Annotated in this window: 17 protein-coding genes; 10 read left to right on the top strand and 7 right to left on the bottom strand. The window is 38.6% G+C overall.

The window, feature by feature from the left end:
• The first annotated feature begins 31 nt into the window (after positions 1 to 31).
• Positions 32 to 511, top strand: a complete 480-nt coding sequence (locus JXQ92_RS09365; protein ID WP_421986339.1) for a low molecular weight protein-tyrosine-phosphatase — start codon at positions 32 to 34, stop codon at positions 509 to 511.
• An 8-nt stretch (positions 512 to 519) separates the two neighbouring features.
• Here the strand turns inward: JXQ92_RS09365 and JXQ92_RS09360 are convergent, their stop codons facing one another.
• Positions 520 to 1,779 (bottom strand): aspartate kinase, encoded by a 1,260-nt coding sequence (locus JXQ92_RS09360; RefSeq protein WP_421986338.1) that lies wholly within the window; start codon positions 1,777 to 1,779, stop codon positions 520 to 522.
• A gap of 72 nt (positions 1,780 to 1,851) precedes the next feature.
• Between JXQ92_RS09360 and fbp the strand changes: the two genes are divergently transcribed.
• The gene (gene fbp / locus JXQ92_RS09355) at positions 1,852 to 2,844 is read left to right on the top strand and encodes a class 1 fructose-bisphosphatase (protein WP_421986337.1); all 993 of its coding nucleotides are present in this window, start codon (positions 1,852 to 1,854) and stop codon (positions 2,842 to 2,844) included.
• Here the strand turns inward: fbp and JXQ92_RS09350 are convergent.
• The 5 genes from JXQ92_RS09350 to JXQ92_RS09330 form a co-directional block, all read right to left on the bottom strand.
• Positions 2,841 to 3,167: a hypothetical protein gene (locus tag JXQ92_RS09350; RefSeq protein WP_421986336.1), complete on the bottom strand. Its 327-nt coding sequence runs from the start codon at positions 3,165 to 3,167 to the stop codon at positions 2,841 to 2,843. The genes fbp and JXQ92_RS09350 overlap by 4 nt on opposite strands.
• 7 nt (positions 3,168 to 3,174) lie before the next feature.
• Positions 3,175 to 3,618: a DUF5606 domain-containing protein gene (locus JXQ92_RS09345; RefSeq protein WP_421986335.1), complete on the bottom strand. Its 444-nt coding sequence runs from the start codon at positions 3,616 to 3,618 to the stop codon at positions 3,175 to 3,177.
• Positions 3,619 to 3,681: 63 nt separating this feature from the next.
• Positions 3,682 to 4,272: a ribosome biogenesis GTP-binding protein YihA/YsxC gene (gene yihA, locus JXQ92_RS09340; RefSeq protein ID WP_421986334.1), complete on the bottom strand. Its 591-nt coding sequence runs from the start codon at positions 4,270 to 4,272 to the stop codon at positions 3,682 to 3,684.
• A gap of 61 nt (positions 4,273 to 4,333) precedes the next feature.
• Entirely contained in the window at positions 4,334 to 4,609 is a 276-nt protein-coding gene (locus JXQ92_RS09335) for a hypothetical protein (RefSeq protein WP_421986333.1), read from the bottom strand.
• 1 nt (position 4,610) lies between these two features.
• The gene (locus JXQ92_RS09330; protein ID WP_421986332.1) at positions 4,611 to 4,988 is read right to left on the bottom strand and encodes a DUF2019 domain-containing protein; all 378 of its coding nucleotides are present in this window, start codon (positions 4,986 to 4,988) and stop codon (positions 4,611 to 4,613) included.
• A 269-nt stretch (positions 4,989 to 5,257) separates the two neighbouring features.
• Between JXQ92_RS09330 and JXQ92_RS09325 the strand changes: the two genes are divergently transcribed.
• From JXQ92_RS09325 to JXQ92_RS09290, 8 genes are all read left to right on the top strand, one after another.
• Positions 5,258 to 5,686 carry an FKBP-type peptidyl-prolyl cis-trans isomerase gene (locus JXQ92_RS09325; RefSeq protein WP_421986331.1) on the top strand — a complete coding sequence of 143 codons (429 nt, stop codon included), beginning with the start codon at positions 5,258 to 5,260 and terminating at the stop codon, positions 5,684 to 5,686.
• Between the two features lie 144 nt (positions 5,687 to 5,830).
• Positions 5,831 to 6,370: an RNA polymerase sigma factor gene (locus JXQ92_RS09320; protein ID WP_421986330.1), complete on the top strand. Its 540-nt coding sequence runs from the start codon at positions 5,831 to 5,833 to the stop codon at positions 6,368 to 6,370.
• Entirely contained in the window at positions 6,370 to 8,091 is a 1,722-nt protein-coding gene (locus tag JXQ92_RS09315) for a hypothetical protein (protein ID WP_421986329.1), read from the top strand. Before JXQ92_RS09320 ends, JXQ92_RS09315 begins: the two co-directional genes overlap by 1 nt.
• Positions 8,092 to 8,189: 98 nt before the next feature.
• Entirely contained in the window at positions 8,190 to 8,912 is a 723-nt protein-coding gene (gene ubiE / locus JXQ92_RS09310; RefSeq protein ID WP_421986328.1) for a bifunctional demethylmenaquinone methyltransferase/2-methoxy-6-polyprenyl-1,4-benzoquinol methylase UbiE, read from the top strand.
• Positions 8,861 to 9,607 carry an outer membrane beta-barrel protein gene (locus JXQ92_RS09305; protein ID WP_421986327.1) on the top strand — a complete coding sequence of 249 codons (747 nt, stop codon included), beginning with the start codon at positions 8,861 to 8,863 and terminating at the stop codon, positions 9,605 to 9,607. Before ubiE ends, JXQ92_RS09305 begins: the two co-directional genes overlap by 52 nt.
• A 64-nt stretch (positions 9,608 to 9,671) precedes the next feature.
• Positions 9,672 to 10,418 (top strand): SDR family NAD(P)-dependent oxidoreductase, encoded by a 747-nt coding sequence (locus JXQ92_RS09300; RefSeq protein WP_421986326.1) that lies wholly within the window; start codon positions 9,672 to 9,674, stop codon positions 10,416 to 10,418.
• A 6-nt stretch (positions 10,419 to 10,424) separates the two neighbouring features.
• Positions 10,425 to 11,015 (top strand): hypothetical protein, encoded by a 591-nt coding sequence (locus JXQ92_RS09295; protein WP_421986325.1) that lies wholly within the window; start codon positions 10,425 to 10,427, stop codon positions 11,013 to 11,015.
• Position 11,016: 1 nt separating this feature from the next.
• A complete protein-coding gene (locus JXQ92_RS09290) occupies positions 11,017 to 13,626 on the top strand; it encodes a M1 family metallopeptidase (RefSeq protein WP_421986324.1) in 2,610 nt (869 codons plus the stop codon).
• A gap of 261 nt (positions 13,627 to 13,887) precedes the next feature.
• On the opposite strand, the gene gap is transcribed toward JXQ92_RS09290, so the two are convergent.
• On the bottom strand, positions 13,888 to 14,880 hold the full coding sequence (gene gap / locus JXQ92_RS09285) for a type I glyceraldehyde-3-phosphate dehydrogenase (protein ID WP_421986323.1): 993 nt from the start codon (positions 14,878 to 14,880) through the stop codon (positions 13,888 to 13,890).
• Between the last annotated feature and the right edge of the window lie 142 nt (positions 14,881 to 15,022).

Raw genomic sequence — 15,022 nt, 5'->3', positions numbered from 1 at the left:
TATTGCTAATTTAAGGTACTAATTGAGATCAATGAATAAAGTTAAAATCTTATTTGTCTGCTTAGGGAATATCTGTCGTTCCCCGTTGGCAGAAGGAATACTTAGACAAAGAGTGGAAGAAAGGGGAATTGCTCATTTATTTGAAATTGATTCTTGTGGAACTGCTGCATATCATATTGGGAAGTCTCCAGACCAAAGGTCAGTTGCCAATGCGCTGAAAAATGGAGTTAGCTATCAGCACGCTGCAAGGCAATTGAATGAAGACGACTTCGATAATTTTGATTTTGTTATACCAATGGATGATTCTAATTACATCGATGCCATGAGTTTAGTACCACAAGGGGCCAAGGCAAAAGTCATAAAAATGAGGGCCTTTGACGATTTAGCCAAAGGATCAGATGTGCCAGATCCTTATTATGGTGGAGAAAATGGTTTTCAAGAAGTATTCGAAATTCTAGATCGATCCGTGAATAATTTTTTAGATCACCTTGGTAAATTATCAGAAAACTGAAGTGAGGTTTAGTTCTTATAAACCATTTGAAAGTTATTTCGGGATCGTTGCTCAATAATTATTTCTTTCCCCTCCATTAATTCTGTTATCGTATCCTGATCATAATTTTTGACAGTTATGATTTCTAGCCCCTCGTTGTAATAAATAAGGAATTCTTCCATCAATGCAGTTCTTAATTGCTCACGCTTCTTAGGGTTGTCATCTAAACAGATTGTAAAGGATGTCGCAGAGTTCTGCATGAGGTTAATTACCAAGTTTAGACGCTTAATGTGTTCAAATATTAAGTGAATATGATGTTCGTTTATAAAAGAAAAGTCACTGATCTTGAATGAGATAACTGTTTGTTTATCCTTGTGAATTATTGCAGGAGCCAAGTTGGGTACAATACATTCTTCGATGATCGTTCCATTTTCTGAAGGGGCTTGAAACGATTTTACATGAAGTGGAATGTTTTTCTGGGCAAGCGGTTTAATCGTCTTCGGATGAATTACAGAAGCACCATAATATGTCATTTCAGCTGCTTCTTTATAAGGTAGTCGCTCGTATAGTAAGGTGTTATCAAATTTCTTCGGATCGGCATTTAATACACCGGGAACATCTTTCCAAATAGTGACTGAATCTGCTCCTAAAGAGGTACCAAAAATTGCTGCACTAAAATCGCTTCCTTCACGACCAAGCGTTGTGGTTTTAAAATCAGAATCACTACCAATAAACCCTTGGGATAAAACTACACCAGTCTCAATATATTGATTAACCTGCGACTTGATCATGGCCTGTGACGCCCCCCAGTCAACTTGTGCCTGTCTATAGAGGCTATCAGTTTTCACTACTTTTCTCGCATCTAGCCACGTCGTAGGAATTCCCTCTTGATTCATAAAAGAGGATAATATTTTAGTTGAAAGAACTTCTCCTAAAGAGACTGTCTGATCATAGATATAATCATAGCCCATACTTGAGCTAAATTCATTAAGTGCGTTTTTTAATTGCTCAAAAATATTGTTGATATCAGAAGTCAGTACTTCATTTGAAGCGAGGCCCAATTCTGCAATGATATTCAAATGGTAATCTTCAATTTCCTTAAGCGCTGAACTATGGTCTTTTTCCTCCATAGTGAGCGCTAGGAGGCGTTCGAAAGCATTAGTTGTTTTGCCCATTGCCGAAGCCAATACTAATAAAGGTGCATCTAAATGGGCCTTTACAATGGCACTCATGTTTCTTACTGAATAGGCATCCTTCACTGAGGCACCACCAAACTTAAATACTTTCAAGGGACGTGTATAAATTTTACTAATTTCGCTGCAAGTTATTAACGATTTCCGATAAAAAAATTATCGATACCTATGGGAAAAGCGGAAAATTCGAGGATAGCGTTGCCAGTTGGCTCCAACCTCGACCGATTTATTATGAGAAACCAGGAAGACTTTCCTTACGCAAGTGGAGAGTTGTCGCAGTTAATCAGGGACTTAGCTTATGCTGGTAAAATTGTCAACAGAGAAATAAATCGAGCGGGATTAGCTGGAATTACTGGGGCATATGGTGCTGAAAATGTTCAGGGCGAAGAGCAACAAAATTTAGATGTTGCAGCGGATATCCGTTTTACGCGTGCCCTGAAAAAAGGAGGAGAGGTCGCAGCGATTATTTCTGAAGAGGCTGAAGAAATTATTGACCTTCAAAACCCTCGGTCTAAATACATCGTTGCCATCGACCCGTTAGATGGCTCATCAAATATAGATGTGAACGTTTCCATCGGAACTATTTTTTCTATTTACCGAAGAGTTTCTCCGCTAGGAGGCCCTGTTCAAATGGATGATGTATTGCAGCCCGGTAAAGATCAAGTAGCCGCTGGTTATATTCTTTATGGTTCTTCAACCATGTTCGTGTACACCACGGGTAAAGGGGTAAATGGCTTCACTTACGAGCCATCCTTGGGAGAGTACTTACTTTCGCATCAGAATATGACCATACCCAAATCTGGTTCTATTTATTCGATCAATGAAGGTTCTTTTAATTCCTTCCCAGCATCGGTTCAACAGTATGTAAATACGTGTAAGGAAAGACAATATTCGGCTCGATATATTGGATCTTTAGTGGCAGATTTTCATCGTAATGTGCTCAAAGGTGGGATTTATATTTACCCTTCTACGGAAAAAGCACCTAACGGGAAGCTACGCTTGTTATATGAGTGCAATGCTTTGGCCATGATTGCGGAAGAAGCTGGCGGTGCGGCTACTGATGGAAACGGAAGAATTTTAGAGATAGCCCCTAGTGCGCTTCATCAAAGAGTACCATTTTTTGTGGGGAGTAAAGATATGGTGGAAGAAGCTTCGAATTAAGATTGAGAATATTTCTTTCTCGTTTCCACCTTTTGGAGCTCCCTTTCAATAATCATATTAGCAATAATAGAGGCAGGGTTATCATTAGTGATGGCCAATGCCTCTTTTAGTTTCTCTTCAGAAACATCGATTCTATAAAGGACATTGATCAACTGGTTGAAGTCTCTAGCCATTAAATCTTCCACAACCCTCATAACCAATAAAAAAGCTTGGTCGTAACCTATTTCCGATCTTTCAGATAGATTGAGATAAGACTTTTCTAGTTTAAAGTCCTTTTCTACTAGCGCCAAGCCACTCATTAAATCATCCGAGTTGGTACTCATATAGGAATTATTCTTCAGTAGACACTTCTTCTTCAGATGAATTCTGTTCTTCAGTAGAAGCAAATGAACTAGGGGCGATTTCTGAAAGTAAATTATACCAAGTCACCAGTTTCTTGATGTCAGAAACATAAACTCTTTCTTCATCATAATCAGGAAGCACATGCTTTAAAAAAGATTTGAGTTCATCAGGGCCAGATTTTTTGTCAAGACCAGTATCACCTTCAAATTCGCTATGGATTTTTTCCATTACTTCCTTCAAAGGTGTAGCGCCATCTGTTGTATGGGTATAAATAGAAATTTCGCTCAGTATGGAAACTTGTGCATCGGCACCAACTACGAGTTTAGATTTTTTACCATCTAAGGACTCTAGGATTACACCGGTTTTAGTAGGCTTAAGTACTTTATATAATCCACCTTTTCCAGATACTGCTGCTATTTCTTCAAACTTCATAAATAAAAATATTCAATTGAGGTTCAAAGTAAATTCACACCGAGGTCTAAATCAAAGAAAAACTCAACTTTCAAGAATGTGCGCAATGTATTCTGAAACTTCACCTTTGCCTAAACCTGTAGAAGAAGAGGTAAAGAACATCATTGGTAGCTCCTCCCAAGTCTTTTTCATCGTTTTCTTGAACTTAGCGATAGACTGATGCCCTTTATTGAGTGACTGCTTATCTGCCTTAGTAAAAATGAGCGCAAATGGAATATTCGACTCACCAAGCCACTGAATAAATTCAAGGTCTATTCTTTGAGGATCGAGACGTGAGTCAATCAATACAAAGACTATTTGAAGATTCTCCCTGTTCAGTAGATAGTCTTGGATCATTAATTCCCAAGCTGAGCGATTCTTTTTGCTCGTTTTGGCATAGCCATAGCCAGGTAAATCGACCAAATACCAGCTCTCATCAATAAGAAAATGATTGATCAACTGAGTTTTTCCTGGACTTGCCGATGTTTTGGCCAAACTCTTTCTGGAAGTAAGCATATTGATAAGCGAGGATTTACCCACATTAGACCTCCCAATAAAGGCAAATTCATGTCTATCGGGTTTAGGGCATTTAGTATAGTCGGTGTTGCTTACAACAAACTCAGCTTTATCAAACATGCCGCAAAGTTAATCAACAGAATCGTTAATCATTTTTGTTCTTGTACATGTTTTTAGATACCTAAGTGAAAAAGGGTTTGGTAAAGTAATGACCAGGGTTGCCGGCTTTAATTTCAGCTTCCATAATAATGTCTCTCGGATCAGAAATTGGGTCAAACTTTTTAAGATTATTCACATCTCCATCTATAAGGTACACTATTGCCCTGCTAAGCTGTTGAGTACCTACGTTCCACTTAGTTTCGGCTATGATTTTCAAAAAATCGATTACTATAACTTTATCTCTATCCGATTCAAAGTCTCTTTGAATCATAATTCCTATGTCTTTCTCAAAAGGCATATTATTTTTTTAGATGCTTAAAAGTCAGATCACCGGACAACCATTGATCGATTACAATTTTTGCCGAGAAAGAAATCGATTTATGGTTTTCTTTCACCAGTTTTTCTAAAACAGGAAGTGCAGGTTTATCATCTACCATTAAAAAGTAGGTAGCTGCGTTATACCTAACCGATGGGTTTTTGTGTTTCAGCAATGGTTTTAAAGTTCCAAGTTTGTCTTCGTTAATGAGATTCTGAATAATCTCTAACTTATTTTCCATTATCTTATTTCCCCTTACATAATCTCCTTCAAGGTTAGCCTTGTGGTGGGCTATGCATAGTTTTATGAAATTCTCTAAGTCATTACTAAGACGTTGTTTTTTTAATATGTCCAAACCCATCCGAAATCGTTTAATGTTTTAACGCCAAACTCATACTGAATTCATAACTCTGATCCGCTAGCCAATCCCTCACTCTTCTGCCTTCAGAAAAATCTTGAATAGAACTGTAAAAGCCTGAGATCTTATTATGAATTTTCCCACTACCGTGAGGTAAGATAATACGGTTTGCACTATTGTGAGGAGACTCTAAAGAAAACCACGTAATAACACATGAATTTTGGATTGAATATTTTAACCATACCTTTGCCAGCCATTTAAAACAAAGGAAAATGCAAACAGCAAAAAAGGGTGATCAAGTAAAGGTTCACTACACAGGGAAATTAACAGACGGAACTATTTTCGATTCATCTGAAGGTAGAGAGCCATTAGCTTTCGAAGTGGGAGCTGGCATGATGATCAAAGGATTTGATGCAGCCGTTGATGGAATGGAAGTTGGCGCTAAAGTAACGGCTGAAATCCCAGCAGCTGAAGCTTACGGTGAATCAAGAGCAGACATGATTTTTGATGTACCTAAAACTAATCTACCACCTGATATGGTAGCAGAAGTTGGTCAGCAACTGGCAATGAGTCAACCAAATGGTCAGCAATTACCAGTAAAAGTAAAAGAAGTGCATGAAGATAAAGTTGTGATAGATGCTAATCATGATTTAGCGGGAAAAGACCTTGTCTTCGATATCGAACTCGTAGAGATTGGTTAAGACACTTGCAAAACAATTAATTAAGAACCTCATTTAGACAATGAGGTTTTTTTTGTGCCATTTGTAACCTTTGGCCAATAACTTTCATCCTTGTTTCGATTAGGTAGTACTGAGCTTAGGTACGAACTCGTTTTAAAAGGGCTTTTGGATAAAAACGAACAAAATAAAATTGTAGCAGGCTGCCTGAAAGGCAAGCGTAAAGCACATGCAAAATTGTATGATGCTTTTAAAGATGCCATGTTTGGAATTTGTTTACGATATGCCAATTCCGAATCTGAAGCCAACGATATGTTGCAGGAAGGTTTTATTACGGTTTTTGCAAAATTAGAACAGTTCGAAGGAAACGGAGCTTTGCCGGCGTGGATAAAAAAAGTAATTGTCCATTCTGCATTAGGGCATTTAAGGAAGAACAAAAAACACACAGAACACCATGTAACGCTGGATGCTCAATCAACGGATTTACCCTTTAGTCCCGAGAGCAACCAGAGTACAGATGACTTACTCTATCTAATTCAAAATCTTCCAGAAGAATATAGAACCGTATTTAACCTCTTTTCAATTGAAGGATATTCACACAAGGAGGTGGCAGAAATGCTTGAAATCAGTGTCGCCAATTCAAAAGTAAGGCTGATGCGTGCGAAAGAAGTTTTGAAGCAACAAGTTACAACTCAAAAAATGATGTGATGGAAGGCGAAAGAGATAACATAGATCAGTTTTTCCAAGATAGGTTTTCGAGTTTCGAAAAACCACCATCTAAGTCTGTTTGGGCTGGTATACAAAAACATGGACTTATGGCAAATGGCGCTAAATTAATATACTTAGGTAATTATGGTTACCTCATTTTAATCATCATTGTCGCTTCAGGTTTGATAACCTTAGGAGTAGGCAAAAACAAATTATTTAATTTGAGTGAGCAGGAAACGGTAATTTCTGATGTCTACAAAAAGCAAAACAAAAACTCGGAAATAGCCGGTATTAAGAAAGAAGAAGACAATACTGATCTTGAGTACAAAAGCTCTCAAAAACCAAAGGAAGAGACATCCGGTAATTCAAAATCAGATGATCTTCGAATAAACGATTCTACACCAAAAACCACTAGTCGAGCTACCGAAAAGCACTATTCTGGTGCTTCTTTAACCCAAAAGAATGGAAGTGCTATTGGTAAAGAAAGTGGACTGACAAGTGACGACAACCAAAAGTCGAATGTCGACTTAATCAAAACACGACCGACTAATACAGCGAATTTAGTCACAGAAAATAGTAACGAGCAAAGTAACGAAGAGCCGCAATCCTATGCTTCTCCAAAAGATGCTTTTACGGCAAAAAATGCCGACAATGTTGAGAATGAAACAGCTGGTTCGAGCTTAGGAGATTTGTCCATGACTGACGAAGTGATGACTGATCAACCTGATGATATTCTAACTAATGGGCACAGAGGTCCTTTGCCAATTGTAAAGTCAAGAATAAGAAGTGATATTGATTTTAGTAGTACGTTGACTGATCCTGAAATAAATGGTGACATCCGACTTCAAAAGACCTCCTTGAGTATTGCTCGAGGAATGGATATAGCCAACGAACGTTTTGTAAATGATTCCTTAAAGTACAGAAGCTGGGGGCTTTCCATTTTGCAGAGCTATGAAACCACTGTTGGTTCACAAGTGAGCATGGATGTTGTCTATTACCTATCGCAACGGGCGTTTTTAGAAGCCGGAGCGGGTCTCGCTAATCAATTCAATAATGATTTCAGGCTGTCTTACAACTATACTTTTGGGCAAATGCGATTTAAACCTTATGCCACCGTACAGGTCAATGGATCGGGATTATTTTCAGATAACTCCATCACAGCTGGGATAGGACTGCTCTTTGATGTAAGACCAGAAGGTCGGTGGAGAATATTCGCTACGGCAGTTCCAACAAGTATTTCTCGTTTTGATTCCTTTACATTTAGAGCAGGAGTTCAATATAGATTTACACCGCCTTCTAAGTATGAATATGCGCTTCCAGAATCTGAATACACATGGTTCTTTTCTACAGCGTATTTAGGTCGGTTTAGTAATAGTTCAAATGTTGGAGGCCTTCCAGCAGTGGAAGTACAAATGGGTAAGTTTATCGGCAAAAGAACCTTCCTTAATACCAGCTTAAACACTGAACTTGTCGTTGGCGCTAAGCTCGAACATTATTTGTTATCTAATAAAAGATTAGACCTTGGCTTAGGTTTGGGCATAATCGCCGACATCAAAGGTTCGTTGAGTTTCGATCCGTTGCCTGAAGTTATCGGCTATTACAAAATATCGAGTCACTGGAAATTCTTTGGACGATACTCACTCCGAAGAGAGGAGTCTCAGATCATGCCAGAACACTTGGCTATTGGTTTCCAAAGGGGGATTTTGAGGCGAAAAGAGTAGCAAAGTCATGCTTTAGCGCTTATCATTAAATCTTTTGATGAACAATTAATTTAATCGGCCTGTTTCCTTCGTATTATTGCACCCAGATTGTGAATGAGATGGCAGTTGTACCCTATAAAGAGAAAGAAAGCGGTAAGAAAGAGCAAGTAGCTGAGATGTTTAATAACATCAGCCACCGTTACGATTTCTTAAATCATTTTTTAAGCCTAGGCATAGATATTCTTTGGAGAAAGAAAGCGATCAGACTATTGAAAGCAGATCAGCCAAAGCAAATCCTAGACGTAGCTACAGGTACAGGTGATTTTGCATTAGAAGCACTAGCACTTAACCCGGACAGAGTAGTGGGCGTCGATATTTCTGCAGGAATGTTGGAAATGGGTAAAGTAAAAATGAAAAAGAAGGGAGTCGATCATATCATTGATATGCAGATGGGAGATAGTGAAAAGCTTCTCTTTGAAGACAATACCTTTGATGCCACCATCGTTGCTTTTGGTGTAAGGAACTTCGAAAACCTAAAAAAGGGCTTAAGCGACATGCATAGAGTCGTAAAACCAGGAGGGAAAACAGTGATTATTGAATTTTCAAGACCACGGACTTTTCCAATGAAGCAACTTTACAATTTTTATTTTAAATCGATTCTGCCGATTATTGGTAAACTGATATCTAAGGATCAATCAGCTTACACTTATCTACCGGAATCGGTAGATGCCTTTCCAGATGGCCAAGATTTTCTGGATATTCTTAGTGAAGTTGGATATAAGAAGATTGAATGCAGACCTTTGACATTTGGAATAAGCTCAATTTACATCGGACAAAAATAATTGTCGTTGCTTTATTGATCGCCTTACCTTGGGCAGGACTACAAGCCCAAAGCCGAAAATCTGGTGTTACATTACACCGATTGGACAGCGACCAAAAAACATTCAAATATGGTTTTCTTTTAGGGGTACATAATAATAGTTATGGTATTCAGTATTCCGAACGTTTCGATACGCCAGATTACGATCAAACATCTTCCATTACATCTCAACGAAACATTGGTTTTGATTTAGGTTTTATGGTCAATCTTAGGTTGGCCGACCAATTGTCCATTCGAGTAGTGCCCGTAAAAATTGGCCTTTATCAGAATACAGTAGAGTACCAAAATATTGACGGAACCATTCAGGAACAACTCATTGAAAGTACTCGTATTGAACCAGGGATCTTTATGAAATACAGAAGTATACGCCGAAATAATACGCGTATGTATCTGATTGCAGGAATAAGTGGCTCTATCCGTTCAGGTAAAGAAGATTTAGTCACCAACGAGGATCGTTTGGAAATTCGAAAAGCCAATATGAAATTCGAAGTTGGCATTGGCATCGACAATTACTTTGAGTTTTTTAAGTTCTCGCCAGAATTCAGGTATGCAAGAGGTCTTTCGAACGTAATGAACATGCAAGACAACTTTTTCCACAATGGACTGAATAGAATTAGCACCCATAGTTTCACTTTATATCTCCATTTCTCCGACTAATCAAACTTTGTCTACGTCGTTGACTTATTTCTCTTAAATTCACTGCTCATAAATACAGATTTGAATGAGCAAAATTGCATTGGTTACAGGCGCTTCATCAGGAATTGGATGGGCAAGTGCCGTATTATTAGCCGAAGAAGGTTATGATCTAATCCTGTGTGGCAGAAGAGCAGAAAGGTTGACAGAATTAAGTCAAAAAATCCCCACAAAAACGCTACAATTGGTTTTTGATGTTAGCAACCGAGAAGCGGTAAAAGACGCGCTTGATTCTCTACCTGATTCTTGGAAACAAATTGATGTACTGCTTAATAATGCAGGTAATGCACACGGACTTGCCAAACTTCAGGATGGAAGTATTGACGACTGGGACGCTATGATCGATATAAATGTTAAAGGCTTATTGTATGTTACCAAAGCTATAGTGCCAGGAATGGTTCAAAGAGGCGGCGGTCATGTTGTAAATATTGGCTCAATAGCGGGTAAAGAAGTTTACCCTAATGGCAATGTGTATTGCGCTTCAAAGCATGCAGTAGATGCGCTCAATAATGGCATGCGCATGGACCTTGTTGGAACAGGAGTAAAAGTTTCTCAAGTGTGTCCGGGCTTAGTTGAAACAGAATTTTCAATGGTTCGCTTTAAAGGAGACGAGGAACGATCTAAAGGAGTATATGAAGGCTTTGATGCCTTAACAGCTCATGATGTAGCCGATTTAATAAGGTTTATCGTTACTAGGCCAAAACATGTCAATATTAGCGATACAATGATATTGCCTACGGCTCAAGTGGCATCGACAATAGTAGATAAAAAGTAATTTGACATGGATGAGAACGAATTAGGAGAGGAGCATAAGCCAGAGGGACTACCGATTCCTGATATCTTTTTAAATAGCGATACTAAGGGGCCCATGACGAATTGCGTGCAATGCGATTATGAGCTTTTGAGTGGCGATCGGTTCTATGTAATTGAAAAAGTATTCAAGAAATATCCCTCCTTTCAAAAGACCGAAATACTTTTTGAATATGCCGTTTGCTCAAATTGCTATGAGAATATGCGTGGGCAATTGTCTAAGGAAAGTATGCAAAACCTTTCCGCTTATATGGCAACTAAGACGGATTTTCAAGCTTTACAAACGCGCATGACCCTTTACCCTGATCAACCAGAAGAATGGCTGTCGCATTGCATGATCAAAGGAACGCCAAAAGAAGAATTGACAGAGTTTCAAATGGGCGCTTGCTTTAAAGGCGATCGGTTAATGACAAACTATATTCCTCCTTTTATGATTGGTGGATTAGCAATGGAAGAAATGAATGCCCTTTTGTCGAAAGAAACTAAAGATGAAATGGATGATTTCATGGGTGAAAACTTTGGTATTCCACCAGAACTGAGAAAAGACTTAATATTGATTTAGCATGTTGAAAAAAAACCTCTTAGCGCTTTTACTGATCATTTTTGTTTTCGCCTGCGACTCGAAAGAAGAAGTAATTGAAATTGAAAATGGCGTTTCTCTGGAACTTGCAGAGTACAGAAAAGAAGTGCTTTCCATTGTAAACTACAAACTAGAATTTCGCATTCCAGAAGATTACAATCAGAAAATTCAAGCATTAGAGGAACTTACATTTAGCCTGTCCGATAACTCGAACGACCTTCAGTTAGACTTTAAAGAAAGCCTAGATCACCTAAAAGGACTTGTAGTCAATGGTGTAAGTCAGGAGTTGGTTATCGAGAATGAGCATATCATACTTAAAAAAGAAAACCTAAAAAAAGGCTTCAATCGAGTGGAGGTTAACTTCTTTGCAGGAGAATCATCGCTCAACAGAAAAGAAGATTTCCTATATACCCTTTTTGTGCCCGATAGAGCCAGAACTGCATTTCCAGTATTCGATCAGCCAAATTTGAAAGCAACCTTTGAACTGATATTAGATGTGCCGGAAAATTGGTCGGCCATAGCCAATGGTCCAATATTCACTGCAACGATTAAGGATAAAAGAAAGACCTACGAATTCCAGAAATCAGATTTGATCAGTACCTATCTATTTTCATTTGTAGCCGGAGAGTTTGATGTAATCTCTAGAAATGTTTCAGGCCGAGAAATGACCATGCTACATCGGGAAACTGATGATGAAAAAGTAGCACGGAATGTTGATTTTATATTTTACCTCCATGCGGCCTCACTACAATGGTTGGAACAATACACAGGGATTAAATATCCATTTAAAAAGTTCGATTTTGCCTTAATACCGAGCTTTCAGTATGGAGGAATGGAGCATGTAGGGGCTATACAATACAGGGCAAATTCGTTATTTCTAGATAAGGACCCTTCACAAAGTCAATTGCTCGGAAGGGCCAGTTTAATCGCCCACGAAACGGCGCATATGTGGTTTGGTAATTTAGTAACAATGGACTGGTTTAATGATGTTTGGACCAAAGAAGTATTTGCCAATTTTATGGCCGCAAAAATGGTTAACCCAAGCTTCCCTGAAATAGACCATGAACTAAATTTCGTAGTAAGACATTATCCATCAGCCTATGGCGTAGATAGAACTAAAGGTGCAAATCCCATCAGGCAATTTTTGCCAAACTTGAATGAGGCAGGCCAAATGTATGGCGCCATCATTTATAATAAGGCGCCAATTATGATGAGGCAACTAGAGTCTTTGTTGGGAGAGAATAAATTTCAAGAAGGGATGAAAGAATACCTCTCTACCTTCTCAAATAGAAATGCAACATGGCCCGATCTGATTAGTATTCTGGATAAAAAGACTACTACAGACTTAAAAGAGTGGAGCGAGGTTTGGGTGAATACTGCAGGTAGACCAAATTTTGACTTAACAGTAGAAAAGGAAAATGAAAGTGTAATAGCTAAGCTAAATCAAAGTGATCCTGATGGAGACCGTGTTTGGCCTCAAGCACTAAGAATGAAATTATATAACCTTGAAAAGCCCTCGGTAAAAGAATCTGAGGTTAATTCTGGAGAAGAATCTTTTGAGCTTAAAATGGATCCTGACTGGAACTTTTTTGAGGCCTTGGTAAACTCTAATGGTATGGGCTATGGACTTTTCCCGCCAGCCTATCAACTAGTTCAGTCGAGATGGGGTGAGCTAAGTGAGCTAGAGAAAGGAACGCTTATGGTGAACCTTTATGAGAATTTGATTGAGCCTGAAAACCATGGAAAAGAAGGTCAATATTCTCCCACGCAGTACATTGAGTTAATAAAGTGGATGGTTGTAAGAGAAAAGAATCAGTTGATCCTTAATCTAATACTCGGTCAGCTCAATTCTGTTTACTGGAACCTCCTTACTGAAGACCAACGAACAAGTATATCGCCCGATCTTGAACGAACGCTTTATCATGCCATGAATGACTTAACAGAAGATCCGGCCATTAAGAAGACCTTCTTTAATGCTTTCAGGAACATTACGCTCAGTCAAGTCAATTTAGAAAGACTTTACAGCGTTTGGAAAGAAGAACCGAATGCCAAAATTCAAGGGCTTCGTCTTTCTGAAAATGATAAGACTAGTTTAGCTGGGCAATTGGCTATTAAAATGCCTGATCGTGCAAGTAAAATAATAGAAGAGCAATTATCGAAGATTAGTAACCCTGATCGGAAAAAACGATTTAAGTTTTTAATGCCAGCCCTTTCTAGTGAGGTTGCTGACCGAGATGCTTTCTTCGAATCGCTTAAAGATGAAAAAAACCGTCAGACTGAATCTTGGGTGCTAGGGGGACTTGGATATCTTCATCATCCATTAAGACAAAAAGAATCTTTAAAGTATGTAAAACCGAGTTTAGAACTGCTCCAAGAGATTCAAATTACTGGAGATATTTTTTTTCCGTCGAGATGGCTTGGTCAAACACTTGGAAGGTATAACAAAGAAGAAGTGACAGAAATAATCGAGGATTTCTTGGCCGATAACCCTAACTATAGCAAGCAATTGGCCATGAAAATTCGTCAGTCTGGCGATATGGCGCTAAGATCTAGCGAAGTATTGAAGAAACTAAGCTTACTTCAAAACCAATAGTTGGTCAGACGAAAGCAGGCAAAAAAATAACCCCTCTTTCGAGCGGTTTCTTAATGACCTTTTTTATCGACTTAGGGATGTCACTTACATTATAATTGCCCCATGTTATAGCGACTTGGGTTTGTCATTTCAATTGTAAAACTACAATTCTCTCTTTTCAGTTCCATTAACCTCAGATTAAGGAATAGTAAAGTCCTTTATAAAAAAGAACCTACCCGAAATCATCGGATAGGTTCTTGATATTTTATTCTGATCTTTTGTTTATGAGATTCTCTCAATTAAGTCAGCAGCTCTGTTTGAGTAACCAGCTTCGTTGTCGTACCAACCTACAACTTTCACTAGCGTACCTTGGGTAGCAGTTAAAGAAGAATCAAAAATGTTTGAATGAGGGTTGCCAACAATATCAATTGATACAATCGGATCTTCAGTGTATTCTAAAATACCTTTCATTGGTCCGTCAGCAGCAGCTTTCATTGCAGCGTTAACCTCTTCTTTAGTGGCTTCTTTTTTCAAGACAACCGTTAGGTCAGTTAAAGAACCATCAGGAATTGGAACTCTCATCGCAATACCATCTAATTTGCCAGCAAGGTGAGGGAGTACTAATCCTACTGCCTTGGCAGCTCCTGTAGATGTAGGGATGATAGAGTATGCTCCGGCTCTTGCTCTTCTTAAATCTTTATGAGGTGCATCTTGCAATCTCTGATCTGAAGTATAAGCGTGTACAGTTGTGATGTATCCTTTTTCAATACCAAAAGCATCATCCAATACCTTTGCCATAGGGGCAAGGCAGTTTGTTGTACAAGAGGCATTAGAAAGGATAGTTTCTTCACCAGTCATAGTATCGTCATTTACTCCCAATACTACAGTAGGAACGCCACCTTTAGCAGGGGCAGAAATTACTACCTTTTTAGCGCCAGCTTCGATGTGCTGTCCAGCACCAGCTTCATCTAAGAAGAAACCAGTAGATTCTAGCACTACATCAACAGCTAAGTCACCCCAAGGAAGGTTTCTAGGCTCTCTTTCAGCGTATATTTTAATTTCCTTACCATTTACCATGATACCGTCTGCAGTGGCAGAGACAGTTCCATCAAACCTACCATGTACTGAGTCGTACTTTAATAGGTGAGCAAGGGTTTTAGTATCAGTCAAATCATTGATTGCTACTACTTCAATGTTTTCTTTTTTTAATAATGCTTTGAAAGTCAATCTTCCGATTCTTCCAAAACCATTAATCGCTACTCTTGTCATAGACATAATCCTTAACGGTTTAAAGGTTGTTTTTCGAGGTGCAAAGCTAACAAAGCCCAACGCCTTTTCAAATATAAATGAACCTAACTCTGACTTAGTTCCATTGGCAACGATTGAAATTTTTTACGAAGGTTTTTTTTGCAAATAA

The sequence above is a fragment of the Roseivirga sp. genome (assembly GCF_049099775.1).
GTDB lineage: Bacteria > Bacteroidota > Bacteroidia > Cytophagales > Cyclobacteriaceae > Roseivirga.
Note: the sequence above shows the minus strand (reverse complement) of the source record. Positions and strands in the feature narration are given on the sequence as shown.